The sequence below is a fragment of the Pseudomonas lijiangensis genome, assembly GCF_018968705.1.
Taxonomy (GTDB): domain Bacteria; phylum Pseudomonadota; class Gammaproteobacteria; order Pseudomonadales; family Pseudomonadaceae; genus Aquipseudomonas; species Aquipseudomonas lijiangensis.
In genome coordinates this window covers 850,792-876,496 of record NZ_CP076668.1, presented here as the reverse complement: position 1 = coordinate 876,496, position 25,705 = coordinate 850,792, and the positions used below count along the sequence as shown (strand labels likewise).

The following is a 25,705-nucleotide window of genomic DNA, read 5'->3' as shown; positions in this document are numbered from 1 at the left end:
GGATCCGCTGTATCTGGCACGTCTCAGTCAAACGTGGGAATAATGTTGGCTTTGTCGATCAAGTCGATCGGCAACAGGTATTCGTGATCTTCTACATGCACCACGACATCCTGCTCCTCCACCCCGCGGAGAAGGCCTTGAAAGTTGCGTCGACCATCGAAGGGCGAGCGCAGCTTTATTTTCACTTGTTCCCCAGCGTGCAAAGCAAACTGTTCAAGAGTGAACAGCGGGCGATCCATGCCAGGAGAAGACACTTCAAGCGTGTATTCAGCACTGATGGGATCTTCAACATCCAGAACACCGCTGACCTGGCGACTGACTATTTCGCAGTCCTCCACCAGAACGCCGCCTTCTTTGTCGATATAAATGCGCAGCAGTGAATGTCGGCCCTGGGAAAGAAACTCAATTCCCCAGCATTGATAGCCAAGAGCCTCGACCACCGGGGCCAACAAGGCCTGCAACTGTTCTAGCTTGCTCGACACCTGAACCCCCTCGTGCATGCTTTAGAAATAAAAAAATGGGCAAAAGCCCATCACGAAAACGCCGTTGAACATCGGCGTCATGTACTGTCCAGCTAACAAAAAGCCCCTAGAATAGGGGCTTCGCGAAACTGGTTGCGGGGGCTGGATTTGAACCAACGACCTTCGGGTTATGAGCCCGACGAGCTACCAGACTGCTCCACCCCGCGACAAAGCTGGGGCGGAAGTATACGACTGATCCCCTAAAGAATCAATCCAACATCCACCTACAAGAAAGCCCGCTAGTGCGGGCTATCTTGCTTAATTGGTACCGAGAAGGGGACTCGAACCCCTACACCCTATGGGCACAACCACCTCAAGGTTGCGTGTCTACCAATTCCACCACCTCGGCATTACAACTCTTTTTGGCGACCTCAACGAACATCGCCGAATTCTTTTTTACTTCTGCTCTGGCGCTTGAGGTACGTCAGCTGGAACAACAGCTGGCTTTTGCGCTTCGAGAACCGGAACATCATCTGCTGCCGGTTTTTGTTTCGTTTCCAAAACCGTTGGATCTGGCAAACCTGCTTGATTCAGCCCTTGAGCTTTCTCTTTAGCAAAGTAACCTAACCCCAAGCTGGTTATGAAAAAAGCTGCGGCGAGTATAGCAGTAAACTTACTGAGAAAGGTAGAGGTTCCTTGCCCTCCGAACACAGTATTTGATGCACCTGCTCCGAAAGACGCACCGGCGTCCGCACCTTTACCCTGCTGCAGCAATACCAGGACCACAACGCCCAGAGCACCCAGCAGATGAAAAACGATTACGACTGTTTCCAGCATTTTTTCAGTTTCCCGCGGCGCGACAGATCGCACCGAACTCTTCTGCATTCAGGGAAGCTCCACCAATGAGCCCCCCATCGATATCCGGCATGCTGAACAACTCGACCGCATTGGCCGCCTTCACGCTGCCGCCATAAAGAAGACGCACGCCTTGTGCGACTTCGGAATTCTCTTTCGCCAGTTGCGCGCGAATAGCTGCGTGCACTTCCTGCGCCTGTTGAGGCGAGGCTGTCAGCCCGGTGCCAATGGCCCAGACCGGCTCGTAAGCGATTACTGCATCAACAAATGCACCGATGCCGAATTCAGCGATGATGCTATCGAGCTGTTGCCCGACAACTTCCAGCGTCTGACCCGCTTCGCGCTGCTCAAGGGTTTCCCCTATGCACAACACCGGTATCAGACCGCTCGCCTGAATCGCCGCAAACTTGCGGTTGAGGACATCATCCTGCTCACCAATCAATTGGCGGCGCTCGGAGTGCCCAACCAGAACAAACCTGCAACCTGCATCAGCCAGCTGACTCGACGCTATCTCACCTGTCAGGGCACCTTGCGCTGCCTGAATCGCAGCATCCTGGGCACCAACAGCGATTGACTGACCTTTCAGCCCTTCGATCACCTGGGCGATGTAGAGGCTTGGAGGCATAACCGCGATATCAACATCGCTTGGCAGAACCTGCCCGGCAAGCCCGTCGATCAGCTCAGCGACGCTGGCGCGGGTACCGTGCATCTTCCAGTTACCAGCTACCATAGGGCGACGCATGCTACACCTCGTCGGTCAAAGTGGGCGCAGATGTTACCCAACACTTTCAACACTGGCAAGCCAAAATCAGGCGCAAACTTCAGCAACCAGTTTTGCCAGCTCATCGGCATAGTTTCTGACCTGGGTTTCGTCCTCACCCTCGACCATGACGCGCACCAATGGCTCGGTGCCAGACTTGCGCAACAGAACTCGACCGCGACCCGCCATTTCCGCCGTAACACGGGCACAGGCCTCTTTTACAGACGGATGAGTGACCGGATCCACGCCACCGCCAAAACGGACATTGACCAGAACCTGAGGACACTTGCGCAGCTTCTGACGGATTTCGCACAGGCTGACGCCACGGCGACGCAAGGCAAGCAGTACCTGCAGGGCAGCAATGATTGCGTCACCCGTGGTGGTGTGCTGGAAGCAGACGATGTGACCGGAGTTCTCACCGCCGATCTGCCAGTCACGCTCCAGTAGTTCGGCGATCACATAGCGGTCACCGACATTGGCACGCACGAACGGAATATTCAGCTCGGCCAGCGCCAGCTCAAGACCCAGGTTGCTCATCAGGGTACCGACCACGCCGCCCTGCAGACGACCACGCTCCTGCAAGTCACTGGCAATGATGTACAGCAGCTCGTCGCCATCGACGACCACGCCCGTATGGTCGACCATCAGGACCCGGTCACCATCACCGTCAAAGGCAATGCCCAGATCAGCCTTTTCGGCCACCACGGCAGCTTGCAGCGCTTCCATGTGAGTGGAACCGCAATCCTTGTTGATATTGAGCCCGTCCGGCTGCGCCGACAGTACGACGACCTGAGCACCCAACTCCCGGAAAACGCTTGGAGCCACTTTATAGGTAGCACCATGGGCGCAGTCGATCACCACTTTCAGACCAGCGAAGCTGGTGCTGGTCGGTACACTGCTCTTGCAGAACTCAATGTAACGACCGGCCGCATCGTTGATACGGGAAACCTTGCCGAGCTTCTCGGATTCGGCGACGGTCATCGGCGTATCCAGCAGCTCTTCGATCATCTGCTCGATCTCGTCAGGCAGTTTGGTGCCCTTGCCCGAGAAGAACTTGATGCCGTTGTCGTAATGCGGATTGTGAGAAGCACTGATCACGATGCCCGCTTCGGCATGAAAGGTGCGGGTCAGGTACGCGATAGCCGGTGTCGGCATCGGACCAAGCAGCATGACATCGGCACCGGCAGCCGAAATACCGGCTTCCAGCGCAGACTCGAACATATAACCGGAAATACGAGTGTCCTTGCCGACAAGAATCCGGCAAGCCCCCATGCGACGGAAGGCCATGCCCGCAGCCCAGCCGAGCTTGAGCATGAATTCAGGCGTGATTGGAAACTGCCCTACCCGACCACGAATGCCGTCAGTTCCGAAATACTTTCTTGTAGTCATAAATGCTGCTCCACAGTTTCTTACTCAGCCGATTCGACAGCTGCAATCATGCGCACCACATCAGCCGTTTCGGCGACATCGTGCACACGTAGAATTCGAGCCCCTTTGGCCATCGCCAGAGCAGCCAATGCCAGGCCGCCGTACAGGCGCTCCCCGACGGGACGCCCCAGCACGGCACCGATCATGCTTTTTCGCGACACCCCGACCAGCAGCGGACGCCCCAGGGAATGCAGGACCTCCATGTGCTTGAACAGGCTCAGGTTGTGATCCAGCGTCTTGGCAAAACCGAAACCGGGATCAAGGATGATCCGCTCACGCTCGATACCTGCCGCCGCACACTGAGTCATTCGCTCCTGCAAAAAGGCACTAACCTCGCCCACCAGATCGGTATAACGCGGGTCATCCTGCATATTGCCCGGCTCGCCAAGCATGTGCATCAGGCACACCGGCAAACCTGTCCGGGCGGCAGCCTCCAGGGCGCCGGGACGCCCCAGCGAGCGCACATCGTTGATGAGCCCTGCCCCGAGACGAGCCGTTTCGAGCATCACCTCAGGCGTCGAGGTATCCACCGAGACAATGACGTCGAGTTCGCGGCCGATAGCTTCTACTACCGGCGCGACCCGTTCAAGCTCCTCGACAGGAGAAACAGGAGGCGCGCCAGGACGAGTTGACTCGCCACCGACATCGATCAGGGTTGCACCCGCCAGCACCATGGCCTCGGCATGACGCAAGGCAGCATCGAGCTGACTGTAACGACCGCCATCCGAGAATGAGTCTGGAGTTGCGTTGAGAATGCCCATCACGTGCGTACGGGCCAAATCAAGAACCCGGTTGCCGCAAGGCAACCGGGTCGGGTACAGCGTAGAAGTCATGTCAGACCTTAATGTTCAGCAGCAGGACCGCCGATCGGGGCTTCCGGGCGGGCATCCGGTACAGGCGTGCCTTTGGTACCCGAACCGCCTTCCCAGTCCCGCGGCTCACGCGGAGGTCGGCCTGCCATGATGTCATCGATCTGATCCGAATCGATGGTCTCATATTTCATGAGCGCATCAGCCATCGCATCCAGCTTGTCACGGTTGTCAGTGAGAAGCTGTTTGGCGGTGTTGTAGCTGTGATCGATGATGCTGCGAACTTCCAGATCGATCAGCTTGGCGGTGTCGCCAGAGAAGTTCGAGTTCTGGCTGCCGCCACGACCCAGGTAACCTGAATCCTCATCTTCGGAATACATCAACGGACCGAGTTTCTCCGACAACCCCCACTTGGTCACCATGTTCCGGGCAATCTGGCTTGCACGCATGATGTCGTTGGAAGCGCCGGTGGTCACACCGTCGAAGCCCAGGGTCATTTCCTCGGCAATACGACCGCCGTACAGGGAACAGATCTGACTGACCAGAGCACGCTTGGACAGGCTGTAGCGATCTTCTTCCGGCAGGAACATGGTCACACCCAGCGCACGACCACGCGGGATGATCGACACCTTGTAGACCGGATCATGCTCAGGCACCAGACGACCCACGATAGCGTGACCGGCTTCGTGGTAGGCAGTGTTCTGTTTTTCCTTCTCGGACATGACCATGCTCTTGCGCTCGGCGCCCATCATGATCTTGTCTTTGGCCAGCTCGAATTCCTTCATTTCGACAATGCGCTTGCCGGCACGGGCTGCGAACAGGGAAGCCTCATTGACCAGGTTGGCAAGGTCGGCACCCGAGAAGCCCGGTGTACCACGAGCGATGACCGCAGGATTCACATCCTCGCCCATCGGCACTTTACGCATGTGAACCTTGAGAATCTGCTCGCGACCACGAATGTCCGGCAGACCTACAACCACCTGGCGGTCGAAACGACCTGGACGCAGCAAGGCCGGATCCAGTACGTCAGGACGGTTGGTAGCCGCGATGACAATGATGCCATCGTTCATTTCAAAGCCGTCCATCTCGACCAGCAACTGGTTGAGAGTCTGCTCGCGCTCATCATGACCACCACCCATGCCGGCGCCACGATGGCGACCCACGGCATCGATTTCGTCGATGAAGATGATGCACGGAGCGTGTTTCTTGGCTTGTTCGAACATGTCACGGACACGGCTTGCACCGACACCCACGAACATTTCGACAAAGTCGGAACCGGAAATGGTGAAGAACGGCACTTTCGCTTCGCCGGCAATTGCCTTGGCAAGCAGGGTCTTACCGGTACCCGGAGGACCGACCATCAGCACGCCGCGAGGAATACGACCGCCCAGGCGCTGGAACTTGCCCGGATCACGCAAGAACTCGACGAGCTCGCCCACTTCTTCCTTGGCTTCATCACAACCCGCCACATCGGCCAGGGTCGTCTTCACCTGATCTTCGGAAAGCAGGCGCGCCTTGCTCTTGCCGAAACTCATCGGGCCGCCCTTGCCGCCCGCGCCACCTTGCATCTGGCGCATGAAGAACATGAACACGGCAATGATGACCAGGATCGGGAAGCTGGCTACCAGCAACTGGGTCCAGATGCTCTGCTGTTCAGGCTGTTTGCCTTCGACAACTACATTGTTATCGACCAGATCACCGATCAGACCGTTGTCTGCAATGGCTGGACGAATGGTCTTGAAGGTGTCGCCATCACTGCGCTTGCCTGTAATGACAGCGCCGTCCACGGAAACCTTCTCGACCTTGCCATCCTTGACCTGCTGGATGAACTCGGAGTAGTTGAGGGTCTGCGGCTCGTTAGGGCTGGAGAAGTTGTTCATCACCGTCACCAGGACTGCCGCGATGATCAACCACAGGATCAAATTCTTTGCCATATCGTTCAATTAGCTACCCTCTGAAGCAAGCTCCACGCAGGAAGCGTGCCTCGCATGATATTCACCGGCCTAACTTACTACAGAACCTACAGATGTGGCAGGCACCGTCTGTAACCCTTTGTGAAACTTTGACTACATGATGGTCATACATGCGCCATCAGCATAGCCATTTGAAAAAACCTATCGACTGCCCTCAAAGACGCTCATCGCTGGCAGCGCCTTCGACTGCGCGAAAACCGCGAGCCAGCAGATATTGCTCACGGGACCTGTCGCGCGACGACAATGGCTTGCGCATCTGCACCTTGTCGAACAGCTTGCGAATATCCTTGTGGTACACATCGAAGCCTTCACCCTGGAAGACCTTGATCAGAAAATCGCCACCCGGACGCAAGACCCGGCCGGCAAGATCCAGAGCCAGCTCGCAGAGAAACATTGCCCGTGGCATGTCCACTGCGCTCAATCCACTCATATTGGGGGCCATATCGGAAATCACAAGGTCTACCTGTGTATTACCTACAGCTTCCAGAATCTGAGCGAGAACGGCGTCCTCGGTGAAGTCACCCTTGATGAAGGTCACATCGGGGATGCTGTCCATCTCCAGGATATCGGACGCAATCAGGCGACCCTGACCACCAATCAGACGACTGGTCACCTGCGACCACCCGCCTGGAGCCGCGCCCAGGTCGATGACCGTCATGCCCGGACGGATGATTTTGTCCTTCTCCTGGATCTCCAGAAGCTTGTAGCTGGCACGGGAACGGTAGCCGTCCTTCTGCGCCATTTTGACGTATTTGTCATCAAAGTGTTCTTTGAGCCAGTTATGGCTTGTCTTGGAACGGGCCACGGGGCACCTCAAAAATAAAACGAGTCGTGATTAACTGGGCGGTCCCGGACTCGCTCGGGTAAACTGGCCGCCGCTTTTTTACAAGATCAGACGCAGGGGTCAGATTATGCCGCTCACTCAAGAGCAGAAGAAACAATACAAATCCATTGGCCACCATCTGAAACCAGTATTGATAGTGGCTGACAATGGTTTGACTGAAGGTGTGCTCGCCGAACTCGAGCGCGCACTGAGCGATCACGAGCTGATCAAGATCAAACTCAATATCCTCGATCGCGAAAGCCGCCTCCAGACCATTGCAGAACTCTGCAAGGCCGGTTCAGCGGACCTCGTACAGGTCATCGGCAAAATGGCGCTGATCTATCGCAAGAACCCAAAGGTAAACAAGCAACTGTCCAACGTCCACCGCGCAAGCTGATTTTAAAAGCCAGGGCGCCTTCAGCGCGCCCTGCTGCTCCTTCCCGGCACCGGCTGCAAGACCAGCAACAAGCCGCTCAACGCCAGCACAAGATAACTCAGCAGTTGCCAGTGCAATGCCCCGGCAAACCAGTGCCGCAGCACGTAATAGGCCGCTGACGACAACAATGCAATTGAAAGCAATTGCCCGCGAAAATCCCGCCAGACACTTGCCAGACGCTCGAAGCGAACCAGCAACGCCAGTTGCAACACCACACAGACTGCCGCAAAAGCTACCAGCAGAGCACTTGCACGGTTGGCGAACTGATCGATGAACAGCGGCGCAAGACCTGTCTGATCGAGCACCGCCAATGTCGCCAGGTGCAAAAGGACCAGCCCGCCTACCCATAAGGTCTGGACAAGCTGCCAGACTATTGCGCCCGCTGGAAACGGGCGCAACCCATCAAACGTGACGGACTTCAACGATCTCGTACTCGATGACACCGCTAGGCGTTTTCACCGTCACTACATCGCCCTCTTCCTTAGCAATCAAGGCGCGGGCGATAGGCGAACCAACGGAAATCTTGCCCAGTTTGATGTCGGCCTCATCTTCACCCACGATCTGATAGGTCACAGACTCGTCGGTTTCAACGTTGGCGATCTGGACAGTCGTCCCGAAAATCACCTTCCCGGTATGAGGAATGGTGGTGACGTCGATGATGACCGCATTCTGCATGCGGCCTTCGATATCACGGATCCGCGCCTCGACCATACCCTGCTGCTCGCGGGCAGCATGGTATTCGGCGTTTTCCTTGAGGTCGCCCAGCTCACGCGCAGTACCGATGTCCTGGCTGAGTTTTGGACGAACCACCTTGGTCAGATGCGTCAACTCTTCTTCCAGGGCGCGTGCGCCCTGGACAGTCATTGGGTATTTGATCATGCCTTCAGTCCTGCATGTAGATCCTGCAAGCGACGCACGGTCTTTTCCGGACCGAACTTGAGCGCTTCGCAGATGGCTTCGCCTGCAGCAATAGTAGTGGTGCAGTAAATCTTGTGCTGCAAGGCGTTACGACGAATGGAGTAGGAGTCAGCGATGGACTGACGGCCTTCGGTGGTGTTGATGATCAGAGTGACTTCGTCATTCTTGATCATGTCGACCACGTGCGGACGGCCTTCGGTCACCTTGTTGACGCGACGGACCTTCAGACCAGCAGCTTCGATCAGCTTGGCCGTACCGGCGGTCGCCACGATCTCGAAACCGAGGTTGATCAGGTCGCGAGCAACGCCAGCCACCAGAGGCTTGTCGTCATTGCGCACGCTGATGAATGCAGTACCGCCTGTCGGCAGAATCTCGCTGGCGCCAACCTGGGCCTTGGCAAAGGCTTCACCGAAGGTGTCGCCCACGCCCATCACTTCACCGGTCGATTTCATCTCCGGGCCGAGGATCGGGTCAACGCCCGGGAACTTGGCGAACGGGAAGACCGCTTCTTTCACGCTGTAGAAGTTAGGAATGATTTCCTTGGTGAAACCCAGCTCTTTCAGGGTTTTACCCGCCATGACGCGAGCAGCGATCATCGCCAGGGAAACACCGATGCACTTGGACACGAAAGGCACGGTACGGGATGCACGCGGGTTCACTTCGATGACGTAGATGTCTTCGCCTTGCAGCGCCAGCTGAACGTTCATCAGACCGACAACGCCCAGCTCCAGAGCCATTTTCTTGACCTGTTCGCGCATCTCGTCCTGGATGTGAGCCGGCAGCGAGTAAGGCGGCAGCGAACATGCGGAGTCACCGGAGTGAACGCCCGCCTGCTCGATGTGTTGCATGATTGCGCCGATCACGACATCGGTGCCATCGCAGACAGCATCGACGTCCATTTCGATGGCGCAGTTCAGGAAGTGGTCCAGCAGGACCGGGCTATCGTTGGAAACCTGAACGGCTTCACGCAGGTAGCGCTTGAGCTCTTCTTCCTGGTAGACGATTTCCATCGCCCGGCCGCCCAGCACGTAGGACGGACGCACAACCAGCGGGTAACCGATTTTTGCAGCAGCGCGAATGGCTTCGTCTTCGCTGCGCACAGTGGCGTTTGGCGGCTGACGCAGGTTCAGGCGCTCAACCATCTGCTGGAAGCGCTCACGGTCTTCTGCACGGTCGATGGCGTCAGGGCTGGTGCCGATGATCGGCACGCCAGCAGCTTCCAGGGCGCGAGCCAGTTTCAGAGGCGTCTGACCGCCGTACTGGACGATCACGCCTTTAGGCTTCTCGACGCGCACGATTTCCAGAACGTCTTCCAGAGTGACAGGTTCGAAGTACAGACGGTCGGACGTGTCGTAGTCGGTAGAAACGGTTTCCGGGTTGCAGTTGACCATGATGGTCTCGTAACCGTCGTCGCGCAGCGCCAGAGCCGCGTGTACGCAGCAGTAGTCGAACTCGATGCCCTGGCCGATGCGGTTAGGACCGCCACCCAGGATCATGATCTTGTCGCGAGTCGACGGGTTGGCTTCGCACTCTTCCTCGTACGTCGAGTACAGGTAAGCGGTGTCGGTCGCGAACTCGGCAGCGCAGGTGTCGACGCGCTTGTAGACCGGGAACACTTCCAGCTTCTGACGGTGAGTACGCAGGTTCTTCTCGGTAACGCCCAGCAGCTTGGCCAGACGCGCATCGGAGAAGCCCTTGCGCTTGAGGCGGAACATCAGATCACGATCGATGGCCGAAAGCCCCAGGGTCTTGACCTTCTCTTCTTCCTTGATCAGATCTTCGATCTGCACCAGGAACCAAGGGTCGATCATGTTCATTTCGAAGATTTCTTCGACGGTCAGGCCGGCACGGAAAGCATCGGCGACGTACCAGATGCGCTCGGCGCCCGGAACGGTCAGCTCGCGCTTGAGGGTGCTCATGCTTTCCGGATGGCTCAGATCCAGCTTTGGATCAAGGCCGCAGACGCCGACTTCCAGACCGCGCAGGGCTTTCTGCAGGGATTCCTGGAAGGTACGGCCGATAGCCATGACTTCACCGACCGACTTCATCTGAGTGGTCAGGCGAGCGTCGGCCTTGGAGAACTTCTCGAAAGCAAAGCGCGGCAGCTTGGTCACGACGTAGTCGATGGACGGCTCGAAGGACGCCGGGGTCTTGCCACCGGTGATGTCGTTCTGCAGTTCGTCGAGGGTGTAGCCGACTGCCAGCTTGGCAGCGACCTTGGCAATCGGGAAACCGGTAGCCTTGGAGGCCAGCGCGGAGGAGCGGGAAACCCGTGGGTTCATCTCGATCACGACCATGCGGCCAGTGTCCGGGCAGATACCGAACTGCACGTTGGAACCGCCGGTTTCAACGCCGATCTCGCGCAGAACAGCCAGCGAGGCGTTACGCAGGATCTGGTATTCCTTGTCCGTCAGGGTCTGTGCTGGCGCAACAGTGATCGAGTCACCGGTGTGCACGCCCATCGGGTCGAAGTTTTCGATGGAGCAGACAATGATGCAGTTGTCCTTCTTGTCACGGACAACTTCCATTTCGTACTCTTTCCAGCCGATCAGCGATTCGTCGATCAGCAGCTCTTTGGTCGGAGAAAGGTCCAGACCACGCGCACAGATTTCTTCGAATTCTTCACGGTTGTAAGCGATACCACCACCGGTGCCGCCCATGGTGAACGATGGGCGGATGATGCAAGGGAAGCCCAGCTTTTCGAGAACGGCGTTGGCTTCTTCCATGGAATGGGCGATGCCGGAGCGCGGGCATTCCAGACCGATGGATTTCATGGCCTTGTCGAAGCGAGAACGGTCTTCAGCCTTGTCGATGGTGTCGGCATTGGCGCCGATCATTTCAACGCCGAACTTCTCCAGAACGCCTTCGCGCTCCAGATCCAGTGCGCAGTTGAGTGCGGTCTGGCCGCCCATGGTTGGGAGCACGGCATCCGGACGCTCTTTTTCGATGATCTTGGCAACGGTCTGCCACTTGATCGGCTCGATGTAGGTCGCGTCGGCCATGGCCGGGTCGGTCATGATGGTCGCCGGGTTGGAGTTCACCAGGATGACGCGGTAGCCCTCTTCGCGCAGAGCCTTGCAGGCCTGGGCGCCGGAGTAGTCGAATTCACAGGCCTGGCCGATCACGATGGGGCCGGCGCCGAGAATCAGGATGCTTTTAATATCTGTACGTTTTGGCATGGGTTGTCACTCAAATCCGTAGGTCAGTCGGCAAGCCGTCTTGAACATTTCTTTGCGGTGCCTGGGTGGCGACGACCGGATTCATCATCCGGGGCCACCCTGGGCACGTGCTTACTACATTCTCAAGGCAACCGGTCAGCGACGCTTGGCCATGGCTTCGATAAAGCGATCAAACAGAGGGGCAACGTCATTCGGGCCCGGGCTTGCTTCAGGGTGACCCTGGAAGCTGAACGCGCTCTTGTCGGTGCGCTCGATACCTTGCAGGGTCCCGTCGAACAGCGACTTGTGGATGGCGCGAACGTTGCCTGGCAGGGTCGACTCATCAACCGCAAAACCGTGGTTCTGGCTGGTGATCATGACGACGCCGGTGTCCAGGTCCTGGACCGGGTGGTTGGCACCGTGGTGGCCGTGACCCATTTTTACCGTCTTGGCGCCGGAAGCCAGAGCCAGCAACTGGTGACCCAGGCAGATACCGAAAACCGGAATTTCGGTTTCCAGGACTTCCTTGATGGCCTTGATGGCGTAGTCGCATGGCTCTGGGTCGCCAGGGCCGTTGGACAGGAAAACACCGTCCGGGCTGTAGGCCAGTACATCGCTGGCAGGCGTTTGCGCCGGAACCACGGTCACGCGGCAACCGCGCTCGACCAGCATGCGCAGGATGTTGACCTTGACGCCGTAGTCGTAGGCCACGACGTGGTACGGCAGCTCGGCAGCGGCGATTTCAGGGTGGCTGTCGGTTTTCAGGCTCCAGACACTGGAACGCCACTCATAGCTGTCCTTGGTGCTGACCACTTTGGCCAGATCCATGCCCTTGAGGCCCGGGAAGCCGCGAGCGGCTGCGATTGCGGCCTCTTCGGAAATGTTGTCACCGGCGATGATGCAGCCGTTCTGTGCGCCTTTCTCACGCAGGATGCGGGTCAGACGACGGGTATCGATACCTGCGATGGCAACAACGTTGTTGGCCTTGAGGTATTCGTCCAGAGGCTGCTTGTTACGCCAGTTGCTGGAGACCAGAGGCAGGTCACGAATAACCAGGCCTGCGGACCATACGCGATTCGACTCGGCGTCTTCAGGCGTGGTGCCTGTGTTGCCGATGTGCGGGTAAGTCAGAGTAACGATTTGCTGGGCATAGGAAGGATCGGTAAGGATTTCCTGATAGCCGGTCATTGCGGTGTTGAACACCACCTCACCAACGGTCTGGCCGTCGGCTCCAATGGCTTCGCCGCGAAAAATGCTGCCATCAGCAAGGGCAAGTATGGCTGGCTTAGTCAAGAAGACCTCCCGTAAATAAAGCCTGAAAGGGCGTTCGCAGGTTGCAAAAAAGCGGAATGACGTAGATACGTCACCCCGCTTTCTTATAGATTCATCTGCGCGCTTTTAGTGGACACACTAAAGCTGTAGCTTACAGAAAAAGCCTTTTTGGGTCTACCACCAATGAGCCCGAAAACCCACGGAATGCGACAAGGCTGAATCCGGCACTCACAATCAACGCAGCTCCAGCACGTCCTGCATGTCATAAAGACCAGGAGCCTTGCCATCGAGCCACATGGCGGCCCGGACAGCACCCTTGGCAAATGTCATGCGACTGGAAGCCTTGTGAGTGATTTCGACGCGCTCGCCATCGGCAGCGAACAGAACCGTATGATCGCCCACGATATCGCCAGCCCTGATGGTCGCAAAACCAATGGTCTGACGATCACGAGCACCGGTCTGGCCTTCACGGCTATGGACAGCGACCTTTTCCAGATCACGACCCAACGCCTCGGCAACCACCTCACCCATGCGCAATGCCGTGCCCGAAGGCGCATCGACCTTGTGACGATGGTGAGCCTCGGTGATTTCGATATCGACGTCGTCACCCAGCACACGAGCAGCCGTATCCAGCAGCTTCAGGCAGAGGTTCACACCCACGCTGAAGTTGGCAGCAAAGACGATAGGAATCTCTTTCGCCGCCTCAACCAGTTGCAGCTTCTCTTCAGCACTGAAGCCCGTGGTGCCGATGATCATGGCCTTGCCCGCCTTGCGGCAGAAAGCCAGATTCTTGAGCGTCACCGTAGGGTGCGTGAAGTCGATCAACACGTCGAAGTCATCGGCAACCCGGGCAACATCACCCGACAACGGCACGCCGATACGACCCAGTGCAGCCAGCTCTCCGGCATCAGCACCTACCAGCGTGCTGTCCGGACGATCGATGGCAGCCGTCAGCCCCGCACCCGGCGCCGACAGAACCGCTTCGATCAAAGTCTTACCCATGCGCCCGGCGGCGCCTACCACAGCAATACGTCGCATAACCTTCTCCTGCCCAGTCAGCCCTTACAAGTCACCGAAGAAACGCTTCACACCCTCGAACCAGCCACTGGCTTTCGGAGAGTGAGAGTCGTCGCCTTCAAGCGAAGTACGGAACTCTTCGAGCAGTTCACGCTGACGCTTGCCAAGATTGACCGGCGTTTCAACCGCAACACGACACATCAGGTCGCCAGCACCGCCGCCACGCACCGGAGCAACACCCTTGCCACGCAAGCGGAACTGCTTGCCGGTCTGAGTGCCCTCAGGAATCTTCAACTTGACCCGACCATCCAGCGTCGGCACTTCAAGCTCGCCACCCAGCGCCGCATCAGTGAAGCTGATCGGCACCTCGCAATACAGGTGCTTGCCGTCGCGCTGGAAAATGGCGTGTTCACGCACATTGATCACAACGTACAGATCACCGGTCGGCCCGCCCTGGGAACCCACTTCGCCTTCGCCGGACAGACGAATACGGTCACCGGTATCGACGCCTGGCGGCACCTTGACCGACAGGGTCTTGGACTCTTCGACACGACCTTCGCCATGGCACGAATCGCACGGATCGGAAATGATCTTGCCGTGACCATGACAACGAGGACAGGTCTGCTGCACGGAGAAGAACCCCTGCTGCATGCGCACCTGACCAATACCGCCACACGTCGGGCACGTGACCGGCGAAGAACCCTTCTTCGCGCCGCTGCCATCGCAAGGTTTGCAGTTGACCAGCGTCGGAACACGGATATTCACGGTCGTACCGCGAACCGCTTCTTCGAGGTCCAGTTCCAGGGTGTAACGCAGATCGCTGCCGCGCTGTGCGCCGCCACGACCGCCGCCACCACGGCCACCCCCAAAGAAGTCGCTGAACACGTCACCGAAAATATCGGAGAAGTTCGCACCGCCAGCGCCACCGCCGAAACCACCGCCACCCATGCTCGGATCTATGCCGGCGTGACCGTACTGATCGTATGCAGCACGCTTGCTGGCATCGGACAGAACTTCATAGGCCTCGTTGGCCTCTTTGAAAGACTCTTCCGCAGCCTTGTCATCAGGGTTGCGGTCAGGGTGATGCTTCATCGCAAGGCGGCGATAAGCCTTCTTCAGCTCAGCCTCGCTGGCACCCCGCTCCACCCCCAACACTTCGTAATAATCACGCTTTGCCATAATTCTTCCGCACTCTTGAGGACGTTCGGCAAAACCCTCCTGAGCCTTGCCAAACTCGTTGAGCCCCATACAGGCCCGGACCCAACTCACGTCAATTCAACGATCCTGGTCTTGTTTAGACAGCCAGTTGCCTGACCGAGAAAGCGGCAGAACGAATCGCCACGCAGGAGCATGACGACCTTGCCACAAGGCATACGGGCCATGACCCGAACGCCGGAATTTTGCCTGTTCCAGACACGCCAACGCGGGAGCAAGCTCCCGCGCGGCGACATCCTACCAGCCACCGCTCGGAACGGGTCAACTGGCTTTCAAGCAAGCCTGCGCTTACTTGTTGTCTTTCACTTCTTCGAACTCGGCATCGACTACGTCGTCAGCCTTGGCTTTTTCTTCAGCAGGCTTGGCAGCCGCTTCCGGGTTTTCAGCCTGCTCGGCGTACATTTTCTGAGCGATTGGCGCGGAAACCTTGGACAGCTCTTCGATCCTGGCTTCGATTGCAGCCTTGTCGTCGCCTTTCACGGCAGCTTCCAGAGCAACCAGAGCAGCCTCGACAGCGGTCTTCTCTTCTGCGGTCACTTTGTCGCCAGCATCGCTGATCATCTTGCGAGTCGAGTGAACCAGTGCATCACCCTGGTTACGGGCAGATGCCAGCTCTTCGAACTTGCGGTCTTCTTCGCTGTTGGCTTCAGCGTCGCGGATCATCTGCTGGATTTCTTCATCCGACAGACCCGAGTTGGCCTTGATCACGATGGACTGCTGCTTGCCAGTCGCCTTGTCTTTCGCGCCTACGTGCAGGATGCCGTTGGCATCGATGTCGAAGGTCACTTCGATCTGTGGAACGCCACGTGGAGCTGGTGGAATCTCGGCCAGGTCGAACTTGCCCAGGGACTTGTTCTGACCGGCTTGCTTACGCTCACCCTGCAGCACGTGAATGGTTACAGCGCTCTGGTTGTCATCGGCAGTCGAGAACACTTGCGATTTCTTGGTAGGAATCGTGGTGTTTTTCTCGATCAGCGCAGTCATCACGCCGCCCATGGTTTCGATACCCAGAGTCAGCGGGCTGACGTCCAGCAGCAGAACGTCCTTGACGTCACCAGCCAGTACCGCGCCCTGGATGGCAGCACCCATTGCAACCGCTTCGTCAGGGTTGACGTCCTTGCGAGCTTCCTTACCGAAGAACTCGGTTACCAGCTTCTGAACCAGCGGCATACGAGTCTGGCCACCGACCAGGATCACGTCGTTGATCGAACCGATGTCGATACCGGCATCTTTCAGAGCGATACGGCAAGGCTCGATGGTGCGCTGAACCAGGTCTTCAACCAGCGATTCCAGCTTGGAGCGCGAGATTTTCACGTTCAAGTGCTTAGGACCGGTAGCGTCTGCAGTGATGTACGGCAGGTTGACGTCGGTCTGCATGCTGGAAGACAGCTCGATCTTGGCTTTTTCAGCAGCTTCTTTCAGACGCTGCATTGCCAGCGGGTCACCCTTGAGGTTCATGCCGCTTTCTTTCTTGAATTCGTCGACGAGGTAGTCGATCAGACGAATGTCGAAGTCCTCACCACCCAGGAAGGTGTCGCCGTTGGTTGCCAGCACTTCGAACTGGTGCTCGCCGTCAACTTCAGCGATTTCGATGACCGACACGTCAAAAGTACCGCCACCCAGGTCATAAACGATGACAGTGTGGTCGCCCTTCGCTTTGTCCATACCGTAAGCCAGAGCAGCTGCGGTTGGTTCGTTGATGATGCGTTTTACGTCCAGACCCGCGATGCGACCGGCATCCTTGGTAGCCTGACGCTGGCTGTCGTTGAAGTAGGCCGGAACGGTGATGACCGCTTCGGTGACTGTCTCGCCGAGGTAGTCTTCGGCGGTCTTCTTCATTTTCTTCAGGATTTCGGCAGAAATCTGAGGAGGAGCCATCTTCTGGCCATTTACTTCAACCCAGGCGTCGCCGTTGTCAGCCTTGGCAATCTTGTACGGAACCATCTGGATGTCTTTCTGTACGACGTCTTCTTCAAAACGACGACCGATCAGACGCTTTACTGCGTACAGAGTGTTGTGCGGGTTGGTCACCGCCTGACGCTTGGCCGACTGACCGACGAGGATTTCGCCGTCGTTGGCGTAAGCAATGATCGAAGGGGTGGTACGAGCGCCTTCAGCGTTCTCGATAACCTTGACGTTGCCGTTTTCCAGAATAGAGACGCAGGAGTTGGTGGTCCCCAGGTCAATACCGATAATCTTGCCCATCTTTTGACTCTCCCGAAACTTTTGATTTGGTTGCCGCAACTGCGTTTACAAATTGCGGTAGCTCTTAAACGCTTGGCCTATAAATGGGGGCCAGACAGCCGATTTCAAGCCTGCTCATCAATTGATGGCGAAACAGGCGACGGTGCCTTGCTGACCACGACCATGGCCGGACGCAGCAGACGACCGTTGAGCTGATAACCCTTCTGGAACACTTTCAGAACAGTGTTTGGTTCAACATCCGCGCTTTCCTGCATGGCCATTGCCTGATGATGCTCGGCATTGAATGGCTGGCCGTGCGGATCGATGGCCTCCAGCTGATAACGCTTGAGGGTGTCGTTGAACATCTTGAGCGTCAGCTCGATACCTTCACGCATCGGACGGATGCTTTCGTCGTCCGGGCTGGACAGATCCAGACCACGCTCCAGGCTGTCGACGATAGGCAGCAGATCGCCTGCGAACTTCTCAAGAGCGAATTTGTGCGCCTTTTCCACATCCTGTTCTGCACGACGACGTACGTTCTGCAGATCCGCAGCTACACGCAGGGACTGATCCTGAGCCGCTGCCAGTTGCTCTTCGAGCACCTGCACACGAGTTGCAAGATCGTCACCCGAAGCTGTCTCGCCAGCCTGGTCCTGGTTCTGCGCATCCAGATTCTGTTCGTCAGCCATAGTGTTCTCCTCTCAAAAACGTCCGCGAACCCATCTCGCGCTTCTGCCCCCCTATATGGGAACGGATTTTCAGGCTTCAAGGGCTCGGCATGATGGATATGTGCATTGCCTGAAATTTTTCCGCGTGTCGCACACACAGAACGGAGCGGTTTTCATCGCCATCCGGACTAAAAAAGCGTGCAACCCGATCAAAACGAGCTAAACCCAAGCATTGTCAGAACCAAATAAAACACTGTATAAATAACCAGACAAATCGCTTGGGAGCCACTCCATGCTGGTGCACCTTTCCGTACATAACTACGCCATCGTCGAACACCTTGATCTTGAACTGGATCGAGGCATGAGCGTAATCACTGGCGAAACCGGTGCCGGCAAGTCGATCATGCTCGACGCCCTGGGCCTGACGCTCGGCGATCGCGCTGACAGTGGCGTCGTTCGTCCCGGCGCCGACAAGGCCGACATCCTGGCCACCTTCGATCTGGCCGATATTCCCGAAGCGCAGGCCTGGCTCAAAGAGCGCGACCTGGATAACGACGGCCCGTGCATCCTGCGGCGAGTCATTACCGCCGAAGGGCGCTCACGCGCCTACATCAATGGCACGCCCTGCCCTCAAGGCGACCTCAAGGCCCTGGGCGAACTGCTGATCGACATCCACAGCCAGCATGAACACCAGTCGCTGCTGAAAACCGATACCCACAGACGCCTGCTGGACGAATACGCCGGCGCCACCGAGCTGGCGCGTCAGGTCCAACTGGCCGCCCAACGCTGGCGCCAGACCCGTCAGGAGCTGGAGCGGCTTTCCAACTCCGGCGACGAGCAGCGCGCACGGCATCAATTGCTCAGCTATCAACTGGAAGAGCTGGAAAGCCTGAGCCTGGGTGAGAACGAGCTGGAGCAGCTCGAGCAGGAACACAAGAACCTGACCAACGCCGAAAGCCTGCTGAGCATTTGCCGTCAGGTCGTGGAGCAATGCAGCGAGAGCGATTCGGGCAATGTGCTGAATGCATTGACCGCCAGCCTGAACCGCCTGGGCAGCATCAACAATTCACCCACAGCCCTGAGCGAAGCCACCGGCCTGCTGTCCAGCGCACAGATCCAGATAGAAGAAGCCGTCGGCGAACTGAATCGTTTCCTGGATCACTTCGACGCCGACCCGGCCCGCCTGCAACAGCTCGAAGAGCGCCTGGACAGCATCTACACACTGGCTCGCAAACACCGCATCCAGCCAACCGAGCTGAGCGAACTGCAACAGAAGCTGCTGGATGAAATTGAAACCCTGAATGCCAACGACGAATCCATCGAGCGACTTGAGCACGAACTGGCTTCCTTTGCCCGTCACTATCAGGAAAAAGCCAGAGAGCTGAGCGATTTTCGCCAGCGCGCCGCAAACCAGCTGGCCGGCGCCGTGGAGGAAGAAATCCACCGACTGGGCATGCCCGGCGGGCGGTTCACCATAGAACTGAAACCCAACTCCGGCAGCGACCTGCTGCCCCATGGCCTTGAACAGGTCGAACTGCTGGTCAGCGCCAACCCGGGTCAGCCACTCAAGGCATTGGCCAAGGTGGCCTCCGGGGGCGAGCTGTCACGCATCAGCCTCGCCATTCAGGTGATTACCGCACAGACCTCCCGCGTACCGACGCTGGTATTCGACGAAGTGGATGTGGGTATCGGTGGCCCGACAGCCGAGATTGTCGGCCAGTTGCTGCGCCGACTGGGTGAGCGCGGGCAAGTGATGACCGTGACCCACCTGCCGCAGGTAGCAGCGCAGGGCCATCAGCATTTGTTCGTGCACAAGGTCAGAGGCAGCGACGCGACCCGCACCGCCGTCTCCAAACTCAACAAGAACGAACGTATAGAAGAAGTGGCGCGCATGCTCGGCGGCATCGACCTGACCAAGGAATCCCTGGCACACGCGAAGAAAATGGTCATCACAGCCAAAAACTGATGACCCATGAAGCACAAAGGCGACCCTGAGGTCGCCTTTGTCGTCTCTGGCTTAAGCCTTCTTGTTACGAACGTAGAGCACAAGATTGTGATCGACCAGATCGTAACCATGTCTCTCGACGATAGCCTTTTGCAGCTTCTCGATTTCTTCGTCGAAGAACTCGATCACCTCGCCGGACTCCACATTGACCATATGGTCGTGGTGGCCGCCATCAGCCAGCTCGAACACAGCATGACCGCCGTCGAAATTGTGGCGAACCACCAATCCAGCAGCTTCAAACTGAGTCAGAACACGGTAGACCGTGGCCAGACCGACATCCTCGCTAGCCTCCATCAGCGCCTTGTAGACATCTTCGGCACTCATGTGGCGCTGCTCGGCAGAATCGAGCATTTGAAGGATTTTGACCCGTGGTAAGGTCACCTTAAGTCCTGCTTTACGTAGTTCGCTATTTTCAACCATGGTCAGCTTTCTCGCAGACGCTGCTTCGCAGCTTCTCTTAATGCAGGTATGATCCGGGTTTACGTTGTCCCAGCCAAGATAGTGGAAGTCGCCCACCGATGCAAAACACCAAGCTCTTGCTAACCAGTTTCACCCTTGTGGGACTGCTCGCACTCGCCGGTTGTTCATTCCCCGGGGTTTACAAAATCGACATCCAACAGGGAAATGTCGTCACGCAGGACATGATAGACCAGTTACGTCCCGGAATGACCCGGCGGCAAGTACGGTTTATCATGGGCAACCCTCTGCTGACCGACACATTTCACACTGATCGCTGGGACTACCTGTACAGCCTGCAGCCTGGTGGCGGTGAACGCCAGCAGGAGCGCGTCAGCCTGATCTTCAACGGTAACGATCAACTGGTCAGCCTGTCCGGCGACTTCATGCCCGGCGTAAGCCGCGATGAAGCCATTCTCGGCAACAGCAGCAACCAGACAGTTCCAGCTGAAAACCAGCCACAACAAGCACCCGAAGCGCCAGCCAAGCCAGGCTCGCTGCTGGACCAGATCCAGAAGGACGTGGACAGTGTCGAAACTGTTCCGGTGCCTGTGCAGGAACCCCTGGAAACAACTCCGCATTAATCGGAAACGTTTTCCACAAAAAAGCCCGGCATGCCGGGCTTTTTGCTGTCTGCCGATCTAAGAAATCAGGGCATGGCGTAATGCCGATCAGTTAAGGCACAAACAAAACCTGTGGGAGGCAGCTTGCTGGCGAGAGGGCCTTGAAACTGGCAGATATTCTGCGCCTGGGCGCCAAAGTCGCTAGCAAGCTGCCTCCCACAAAGTGATTCATTGATCTTAACTGATCGACATTAGGGCATGGCGTCTCTGTTCAAACGCGCCTTGGCAGCACGCAAGCGCCTCACTTCCATCGGGTCCGCCAACAGCGGGCGATAGATCTCGATACGATCCCCCGCCTCCAGCACGCGCACGGAAGGATCTTTTACTGCCTTGCCGAAAATCCCTACCGGACATTGGGCCAGATCCAGTTCAGGAAACTGCTCCTGCATGCCTGAAGCGACGAGCGCCTGCTGCACCGATGAGCCTGCCGGCACGGCAACGCTGAGCAACACCTGACGATCAACGGCGGCATGTACCACCTCGATCTGGATGAGTTCGTCAGACATGCAGCTCTTTGGCTCGCTGACAAAAAGCGTCCACCAGAGTATTGGCGGCCTGATTGAACAGCGGCCCCAGCGTGGCGCGCACAATCGAGCCGGCATAGTCAAAGGTGAGGTCCAGGCTGATCTTGCAGGCCTTTTCACCCAGCGGCTTGAATGTCCAGACACCATGCAGCTGATTGAAAGGCCCCTCGACCAGATCCATCACGATGGACTCTCCGGGCACCAGTACATTGCGCGTTACAAATTTCTGACTCAAGCCACCCTTGGCGACCTCCAGGCTTGCGCGCATGTGTGTATCGCTTTCCTCAAGCACCACTGCCGAAGCGCACCAGGGCAGGAATTCGGAATAGCGGGCCACATCATTGACCAGGTCGTACAAGAACCCGGCCGGATACGGCAAGAGAGCCGAGCGCTGAATATGCGTAGTCATGTGAGCGTCAATTCCAAAGCTGAGCGGCAAACACCACAAAAATGCCTAACGGTGCCACGTAGCGCAGTAAAAAAGAATTCAAGGCTCATCAAATCCCTTGCCTCGCCTGCAAGCATCACAACAGGACAGCCTTGAAAAGAGTACACATTGTCCGGGATTCATCCTTCGTGCTCAAGGGCACGCTTTCCCGTAGCCGACATTGAAGCAACTCCCTATAATGCGGCCCCTATGGCTAAGCTCAAGAAACATCCCACAGGGACCATCGCGCAAAATAAAAAGGCGCGTCACGATTACTTCATCGAACACAAGTTCGAGGCCGGTCTGGTCCTGGCTGGCTGGGAAGTAAAAAGCCTGCGTGCCAACAAGGTGCAGCTGGTTGACAGTTATGTGCTGCTCAAGGATGGCGAGGCCTGGCTGATGGGCAGCCATATCACGCCGCTCAAGACCGCCAGCACACACGTCATCGCTGACCCGACACGCACCCGTAAACTGTTGCTGAACCAGCGCGAGCTCGAAAAGCTCACGACTTCGGTGCAGCAGAAAGGTTATGCCTGCGTAGCCCTTTCCCTTTACTGGAAGCAGCACTTGATCAAGTGCGAAATTGCTCTGGGCAAGGGCAAGAAGGAATACGACAAGCGCCATACCGAGCGGGAGCGCGATTCGGATCGCGAACTGCAACGGGCCGTGCGCAGCAAGGGCAAGGACGACTGATCCTTACTGCCCAGGTGCAAACTGCTGTGGGAGCGAATTCATTCGCGAAAGGCTGGTACAGCCGAAGAAATGTATCGCCTTGAATGAAGTCATCGCGGATGAATCCGCTCCTACAGACTCCTACAGATCAGTGAACAAGCATCACATATTGTTGCGGCGCTCCGCACGTGCTGTGCGCTGAACCTGTTGCCGTACCTCTTCCAGCACTTCCTGCACATAGGTCAGGTGGCGGCTGGACACCTCTCGCGCATCCTCGGCGCGGCCTTCGATAATCGCCAGATACAACTCACGATGCTGCTGGATCAGCATGTCGCGAGTCTCGGCGCGCTGCTGATACATCCCGCCGATATTGATCACGACATTGCGCTTGAGCAGGTCGAACAACCCCCGAATCGTATGCAGCAACACCGTGTTATGGCTTGCCTCGGCAATGGCCAGATGGAAGCTGGCATCGGCAGCGCCCTCCTCGGCCCGGCTGACTTCGTCGGCGCAGGTGTAACAGGCCTGCAAGGCATCGAAGGCCTCACGCAGGCGCTCACGGTCCACATCGGTGGCGCGCAGGGCCGCGTAGTAGGCGCAGGAAGCTTCCAGGGTGTGACGAAACTCCAGCAAGTCGCGCTGGGCATCGGGGCTGCTTTCCAGTAGATGCAGCAACGGGTCACTGAAGGTCGAGCCCAGGTTTTCGACCACATAGTTGCCACCGCCCTGACGGCTGACCAGTAACCCCTTGGCGGTCAGTTTCTGGATGGCTTCACGCAAGGACGGACGGGAAACACCAAACTGCTCGGCAAGCGCCCGCTCGGCAGGCAGGCGTCCGCCCGACTTGAGCGTGCCTTCAAGAATCATTCGTTCCAGTTGCTCGACAATATCATCAGACAAACGGCGCTGACGCACCTGATCAAAACCCATAACCCCTCACTCCACCACCCGACTCATTAGCGGGACCGCGCATTCTCGCTTATCGCCGCCCTTCAGGCACCTGCCAGATGCAGCAGGCTAACCGCATTTTCCCGTGCACCCGACCAAAGTCGCGACAAGACAAATTGACACAGCAACAGCAAGGCTTCTAACCTAGCGATCAGACATTGTAAATTGGTATTACCAATTATCCAATGCCGGCGCCGATGGCTGACCTCCATCACGCTGCAAGACCTTCCGATCAGGAAGTCTTGAGCTGGTGAACTGTGCGATTCGTCCATCCACATCGGCCATGCACGCACGACACAGAACACCGGGCCTTACCAAAAACAATTAGGGGCCACCTACATGCAGACCTGGCAACAACTCTATACACCTCTGGGCAGTCTGGGCCTTTCCGCCGCCGCTGCGCTCATCCCCATCGTGTTCTTCTTTCTGGCACTGGCCGTTTTCAGGCTCAAAGGCCATATAGCGGGCAGCATCACCCTGGCGCTGTCGGTGCTGGTGGCGATCTTCGCGTTCCAGATGCCCACAGACATGGCCCTCGCAGCCGCAGGCTACGGATTCGCCTATGGCTTGTGGCCTATCGCCTGGATCATCGTCGCGGCGGTGTTTCTCTACAAACTGACGGTCAAGAGCGGCCAGTTCGAGATCATTCGCAGCTCGGTCATGTCGATTACCGATGACCAGCGTCTGCAGGTATTGCTGATCGGCTTCTGCTTCGGAGCCTTCCTGGAAGGCGCTGCCGGTTTCGGTGCGCCGGTGGCGATTACCGCAGCATTGCTGGTAGGGCTGGGACTCAATCCGTTGTACGCCGCAGGCCTGTGCCTGATCGCCAACACCGCTCCCGTAGCCTTTGGCGCGCTGGGTATTCCGATCATTGTGGCCGGGCAGGTTTCGGGGATCGATGCGTTCAAGATCGGCGCCATGGCAGGCCGCCAGTTGCCGCTGCTGTCGGTATTCGTACCGTTCTGGCTGATGTTCATGATGGACGGTGTACGGGGCGTCAGGGAAACCTGGCCTGCCGCGCTGATTGCCGGCCTGAGCTTTGCGATCACCCAGTACTTTACGTCCAACTTCATCGGCCCCGAGCTGCCGGACATCACGTCGGCACTGGTCAGCATCGTGTCCCTGACGCTGTTCCTGAAAGTCTGGCAGCCGCAACGCGTTGCGGATTCGATTGTCGTCAGTGGCGGCTCAGCGGCCATGGCTGGTGGTCCAGGCGGTTTCAGCCAGCAACGCACCACCGTCAAATCGCCTTACACCCTTGGCCAGATCATCAAGGCCTGGTCGCCCTTCCTGATTCTGACTGCCATGGTCACGATCTGGACCCTCAAGCCGTTCAAGGCCATGTTCGCCGCAGGCGGTGCCCTGCAAGCCTGGACCATCAACATCGCGGTGCCCTACCTGGACCAACTGGTGATCAAGGGCGCACCCATCGTCGCCAAGGCCACCGCCATGCCAGCGGTCTACAAGTTCGACCTGATCGCCGCATCGGGCACAGCGATTCTGTTCTCGGCGATTCTGGCCATGATCGTGTTGCGCATCAGCCCGAAGATTGGTCTGACCACCTTCAAGGAGACGCTGATCGAGCTGCGCTGGGCCATCGTTTCAATCGGCATGGTGCTGGCCTTCGCCTTCGTCATGAACTACTCGGGCATGTCCTCGACACTGGCGCTGGTACTGGCCGGAACGGGCGCGGCGTTTCCGTTTTTCTCGCCGTTCCTCGGCTGGCTGGGCGTATTCCTGACCGGCTCCGATACCTCGGCCAACGCGCTGTTCGGCTCACTGCAAGCCACCACGGCACACCAGATCGGCGTCAGTGACGTGCTGATGGTCGCCGCCAACTCCAGCGGCGGCGTGACCGGCAAGATGATCTCGCCGCAATCCATAGCCGTAGCCTGCGCCGCGACCGGGCTGGTGGGCAAGGAGTCGGACCTGTTCCGCTTCACACTCAAGCACAGCCTGTTTTTTGCCACCATCGTGGGCTGCATCACCTATGCCCAGGCCTACTGGTTCACCGGCATGATCGTTCACTGATTACAAAAAGACGCGAAGCCCTGACGTCGGCCCCAACCACCG

Annotated in this window: 24 protein-coding genes and 2 tRNA genes; 5 read left to right on the top strand and 21 right to left on the bottom strand. The window is 57.6% G+C overall.

Annotation, left to right across the window (positions count from 1 at the left end; all coding sequences use genetic code 11):
- Positions 1-23: 23 nt before the first annotated feature.
- From rimP to rlmE, 9 genes are all read right to left on the bottom strand, one after another.
- Positions 24-482 (bottom strand): ribosome maturation factor RimP, encoded by a 459-nt coding sequence (gene rimP / locus KQP88_RS03830; RefSeq protein WP_162880526.1) that lies wholly within the window; start codon positions 480-482, stop codon positions 24-26.
- A 129-nt stretch (positions 483-611) separates the two neighbouring features.
- Positions 612-688: transfer RNA gene (locus tag KQP88_RS03825), tRNA-Met, on the bottom strand.
- 96 nt (positions 689-784) lie between these two features.
- Positions 785-870: transfer RNA gene (locus tag KQP88_RS03820), tRNA-Leu, on the bottom strand.
- Positions 871-917: 47 nt separating this feature from the next.
- A complete protein-coding gene (secG, locus tag KQP88_RS03815) occupies positions 918-1,298 on the bottom strand; it encodes a preprotein translocase subunit SecG (RefSeq protein ID WP_198726546.1) in 381 nt (126 codons plus the stop codon).
- A 4-nt stretch (positions 1,299-1,302) separates the two neighbouring features.
- A complete protein-coding gene (gene tpiA / locus KQP88_RS03810; protein WP_216704897.1) occupies positions 1,303-2,058 on the bottom strand; it encodes a triose-phosphate isomerase in 756 nt (251 codons plus the stop codon).
- A gap of 66 nt (positions 2,059-2,124) precedes the next feature.
- Positions 2,125-3,465 (bottom strand): phosphoglucosamine mutase, encoded by a 1,341-nt coding sequence (gene glmM / locus KQP88_RS03805; protein ID WP_200994755.1) that lies wholly within the window; start codon positions 3,463-3,465, stop codon positions 2,125-2,127.
- Between the two features lie 20 nt (positions 3,466-3,485).
- Positions 3,486-4,337: a dihydropteroate synthase gene (gene folP, locus KQP88_RS03800; RefSeq protein ID WP_216704896.1), complete on the bottom strand. Its 852-nt coding sequence runs from the start codon at positions 4,335-4,337 to the stop codon at positions 3,486-3,488.
- Positions 4,338-4,345: 8 nt separating this feature from the next.
- Complete coding sequence (gene ftsH, locus KQP88_RS03795) at positions 4,346-6,247, bottom strand: ATP-dependent zinc metalloprotease FtsH (protein WP_200994757.1); 1,902 nt, start codon at positions 6,245-6,247, stop codon at positions 4,346-4,348.
- A 193-nt stretch (positions 6,248-6,440) separates the two neighbouring features.
- Positions 6,441-7,091: a 23S rRNA (uridine(2552)-2'-O)-methyltransferase RlmE gene (gene rlmE / locus KQP88_RS03790; protein WP_025258494.1), complete on the bottom strand. Its 651-nt coding sequence runs from the start codon at positions 7,089-7,091 to the stop codon at positions 6,441-6,443.
- Between the two features lie 106 nt (positions 7,092-7,197).
- Between rlmE and KQP88_RS03785 the strand changes: the two genes are divergently transcribed.
- On the top strand, positions 7,198-7,506 hold the full coding sequence (locus tag KQP88_RS03785) for a YhbY family RNA-binding protein (protein WP_025258493.1): 309 nt from the start codon (positions 7,198-7,200) through the stop codon (positions 7,504-7,506).
- Between the two features lie 20 nt (positions 7,507-7,526).
- Here KQP88_RS03785 and KQP88_RS03780 read toward each other — a convergent pair whose 3' ends face one another.
- The 8 genes from KQP88_RS03780 to grpE all read right to left on the bottom strand — a co-directional run bounded on the left by KQP88_RS03780 (position 7,527) and on the right by grpE (position 17,998).
- Positions 7,527-7,850, bottom strand: a complete 324-nt coding sequence (locus KQP88_RS03780; protein WP_407681813.1) for an MFS transporter — start codon at positions 7,848-7,850, stop codon at positions 7,527-7,529.
- Between the two features lie 97 nt (positions 7,851-7,947).
- Entirely contained in the window at positions 7,948-8,424 is a 477-nt protein-coding gene (greA, locus tag KQP88_RS03775) for a transcription elongation factor GreA (RefSeq protein WP_200994758.1), read from the bottom strand.
- A complete protein-coding gene (carB, locus tag KQP88_RS03770) occupies positions 8,421-11,642 on the bottom strand; it encodes a carbamoyl-phosphate synthase large subunit (RefSeq protein WP_200994759.1) in 3,222 nt (1,073 codons plus the stop codon). The genes greA and carB overlap by 4 nt, the downstream gene beginning before the upstream one ends.
- Positions 11,643-11,777: 135 nt before the next feature.
- Entirely contained in the window at positions 11,778-12,914 is a 1,137-nt protein-coding gene (gene carA / locus KQP88_RS03765) for a glutamine-hydrolyzing carbamoyl-phosphate synthase small subunit (protein ID WP_216704895.1), read from the bottom strand.
- A 213-nt stretch (positions 12,915-13,127) separates the two neighbouring features.
- Positions 13,128-13,931, bottom strand: coding sequence for a 4-hydroxy-tetrahydrodipicolinate reductase (dapB, locus tag KQP88_RS03760; RefSeq protein ID WP_216704894.1), 804 nt, complete (start codon positions 13,929-13,931; stop codon positions 13,128-13,130).
- A 24-nt stretch (positions 13,932-13,955) separates the two neighbouring features.
- Positions 13,956-15,089 carry a molecular chaperone DnaJ gene (gene dnaJ / locus KQP88_RS03755; RefSeq protein WP_200994762.1) on the bottom strand — a complete coding sequence of 378 codons (1,134 nt, stop codon included), beginning with the start codon at positions 15,087-15,089 and terminating at the stop codon, positions 13,956-13,958.
- Positions 15,090-15,413: 324 nt separating this feature from the next.
- Positions 15,414-17,369, bottom strand: a complete 1,956-nt coding sequence (dnaK, locus tag KQP88_RS03750; RefSeq protein WP_260412787.1) for a molecular chaperone DnaK — start codon at positions 17,367-17,369, stop codon at positions 15,414-15,416.
- A gap of 65 nt (positions 17,370-17,434) precedes the next feature.
- On the bottom strand, positions 17,435-17,998 hold the full coding sequence (grpE, locus tag KQP88_RS03745; protein ID WP_200994764.1) for a nucleotide exchange factor GrpE: 564 nt from the start codon (positions 17,996-17,998) through the stop codon (positions 17,435-17,437).
- 271 nt (positions 17,999-18,269) lie between these two features.
- Between grpE and recN the strand changes: the two genes are divergently transcribed.
- On the top strand, positions 18,270-19,943 hold the full coding sequence (gene recN, locus KQP88_RS03740) for a DNA repair protein RecN (protein ID WP_216704892.1): 1,674 nt from the start codon (positions 18,270-18,272) through the stop codon (positions 19,941-19,943).
- 51 nt (positions 19,944-19,994) lie between these two features.
- On the opposite strand, the gene fur is transcribed toward recN, so the two are convergent.
- A complete protein-coding gene (gene fur / locus KQP88_RS03735; RefSeq protein WP_025258484.1) occupies positions 19,995-20,402 on the bottom strand; it encodes a ferric iron uptake transcriptional regulator in 408 nt (135 codons plus the stop codon).
- Positions 20,403-20,500: 98 nt separating this feature from the next.
- On the opposite strand from fur, the gene KQP88_RS03730 reads away from it, so the two are divergent.
- The gene (locus KQP88_RS03730; protein ID WP_025258483.1) at positions 20,501-21,022 is read left to right on the top strand and encodes an outer membrane protein assembly factor BamE; all 522 of its coding nucleotides are present in this window, start codon (positions 20,501-20,503) and stop codon (positions 21,020-21,022) included.
- Between the two features lie 230 nt (positions 21,023-21,252).
- On the opposite strand, the gene KQP88_RS03725 is transcribed toward KQP88_RS03730, so the two are convergent.
- Positions 21,253-21,567, bottom strand: coding sequence for an RnfH family protein (locus KQP88_RS03725; protein ID WP_216704891.1), 315 nt, complete (start codon positions 21,565-21,567; stop codon positions 21,253-21,255).
- Positions 21,560-21,994 carry a type II toxin-antitoxin system RatA family toxin gene (locus tag KQP88_RS03720; protein ID WP_216704890.1) on the bottom strand — a complete coding sequence of 145 codons (435 nt, stop codon included), beginning with the start codon at positions 21,992-21,994 and terminating at the stop codon, positions 21,560-21,562. Before KQP88_RS03720 ends, KQP88_RS03725 begins: the two co-directional genes overlap by 8 nt.
- Positions 21,995-22,222: 228 nt before the next feature.
- Between KQP88_RS03720 and smpB the strand changes: the two genes are divergently transcribed.
- A complete protein-coding gene (gene smpB / locus KQP88_RS03715; protein WP_122316933.1) occupies positions 22,223-22,705 on the top strand; it encodes an SsrA-binding protein SmpB in 483 nt (160 codons plus the stop codon).
- 141 nt (positions 22,706-22,846) lie between these two features.
- On the opposite strand, the gene KQP88_RS03710 is transcribed toward smpB, so the two are convergent.
- Entirely contained in the window at positions 22,847-23,614 is a 768-nt protein-coding gene (locus KQP88_RS03710) for a GntR family transcriptional regulator (RefSeq protein ID WP_200994767.1), read from the bottom strand.
- A 357-nt stretch (positions 23,615-23,971) separates the two neighbouring features.
- On the opposite strand from KQP88_RS03710, the gene KQP88_RS03705 reads away from it, so the two are divergent.
- Positions 23,972-25,663 carry a lactate permease LctP family transporter gene (locus KQP88_RS03705; protein WP_216704889.1) on the top strand — a complete coding sequence of 564 codons (1,692 nt, stop codon included), beginning with the start codon at positions 23,972-23,974 and terminating at the stop codon, positions 25,661-25,663.
- Positions 25,664-25,705: the final 42 nt, after the last annotated feature.

What these genes read in the sequence shown, in the direction of transcription:
- glmM (WP_200994755.1), bottom strand. Translation starts at nt 3,465, where the DNA reads ATGACTACAAGAAAGTATTTCGGAACTGACGGCATTCGTGGTCGGGTA.
- KQP88_RS03710 (WP_200994767.1), bottom strand. Translation starts at nt 23,614, where the DNA reads ATGGGTTTTGATCAGGTGCGTCAGCGCCGTTTGTCTGATGATATTGTC.
- secG (WP_198726546.1), bottom strand. Translation starts at nt 1,298, where the DNA reads ATGCTGGAAACAGTCGTAATCGTTTTTCATCTGCTGGGTGCTCTGGGC.
- recN (WP_216704892.1), top strand. Translation starts at nt 18,270, where the DNA reads ATGCTGGTGCACCTTTCCGTACATAACTACGCCATCGTCGAACACCTT.
- KQP88_RS03725 (WP_216704891.1), bottom strand. Translation starts at nt 21,567, where the DNA reads ATGTCTGACGAACTCATCCAGATCGAGGTGGTACATGCCGCCGTTGAT.
- dnaJ (WP_200994762.1), bottom strand. Translation starts at nt 15,089, where the DNA reads ATGGCAAAGCGTGATTATTACGAAGTGTTGGGGGTGGAGCGGGGTGCC.
- KQP88_RS03730 (WP_025258483.1), top strand. Translation starts at nt 20,501, where the DNA reads ATGCAAAACACCAAGCTCTTGCTAACCAGTTTCACCCTTGTGGGACTG.
- grpE (WP_200994764.1), bottom strand. Translation starts at nt 17,998, where the DNA reads ATGGCTGACGAACAGAATCTGGATGCGCAGAACCAGGACCAGGCTGGC.
- fur (WP_025258484.1), bottom strand. Translation starts at nt 20,402, where the DNA reads ATGGTTGAAAATAGCGAACTACGTAAAGCAGGACTTAAGGTGACCTTA.
- tpiA (WP_216704897.1), bottom strand. Translation starts at nt 2,058, where the DNA reads ATGCGTCGCCCTATGGTAGCTGGTAACTGGAAGATGCACGGTACCCGC.
- KQP88_RS03705 (WP_216704889.1), top strand. Translation starts at nt 23,972, where the DNA reads ATGCAGACCTGGCAACAACTCTATACACCTCTGGGCAGTCTGGGCCTT.
- greA (WP_200994758.1), bottom strand. Translation starts at nt 8,424, where the DNA reads ATGATCAAATACCCAATGACTGTCCAGGGCGCACGCGCCCTGGAAGAA.
- folP (WP_216704896.1), bottom strand. Translation starts at nt 4,337, where the DNA reads ATGACTTCTACGCTGTACCCGACCCGGTTGCCTTGCGGCAACCGGGTT.
- KQP88_RS03720 (WP_216704890.1), bottom strand. Translation starts at nt 21,994, where the DNA reads ATGACTACGCATATTCAGCGCTCGGCTCTCTTGCCGTATCCGGCCGGG.
- KQP88_RS03785 (WP_025258493.1), top strand. Translation starts at nt 7,198, where the DNA reads ATGCCGCTCACTCAAGAGCAGAAGAAACAATACAAATCCATTGGCCAC.
- dapB (WP_216704894.1), bottom strand. Translation starts at nt 13,931, where the DNA reads ATGCGACGTATTGCTGTGGTAGGCGCCGCCGGGCGCATGGGTAAGACT.
- carB (WP_200994759.1), bottom strand. Translation starts at nt 11,642, where the DNA reads ATGCCAAAACGTACAGATATTAAAAGCATCCTGATTCTCGGCGCCGGC.
- smpB (WP_122316933.1), top strand. Translation starts at nt 22,223, where the DNA reads ATGGCTAAGCTCAAGAAACATCCCACAGGGACCATCGCGCAAAATAAA.
- ftsH (WP_200994757.1), bottom strand. Translation starts at nt 6,247, where the DNA reads ATGGCAAAGAATTTGATCCTGTGGTTGATCATCGCGGCAGTCCTGGTG.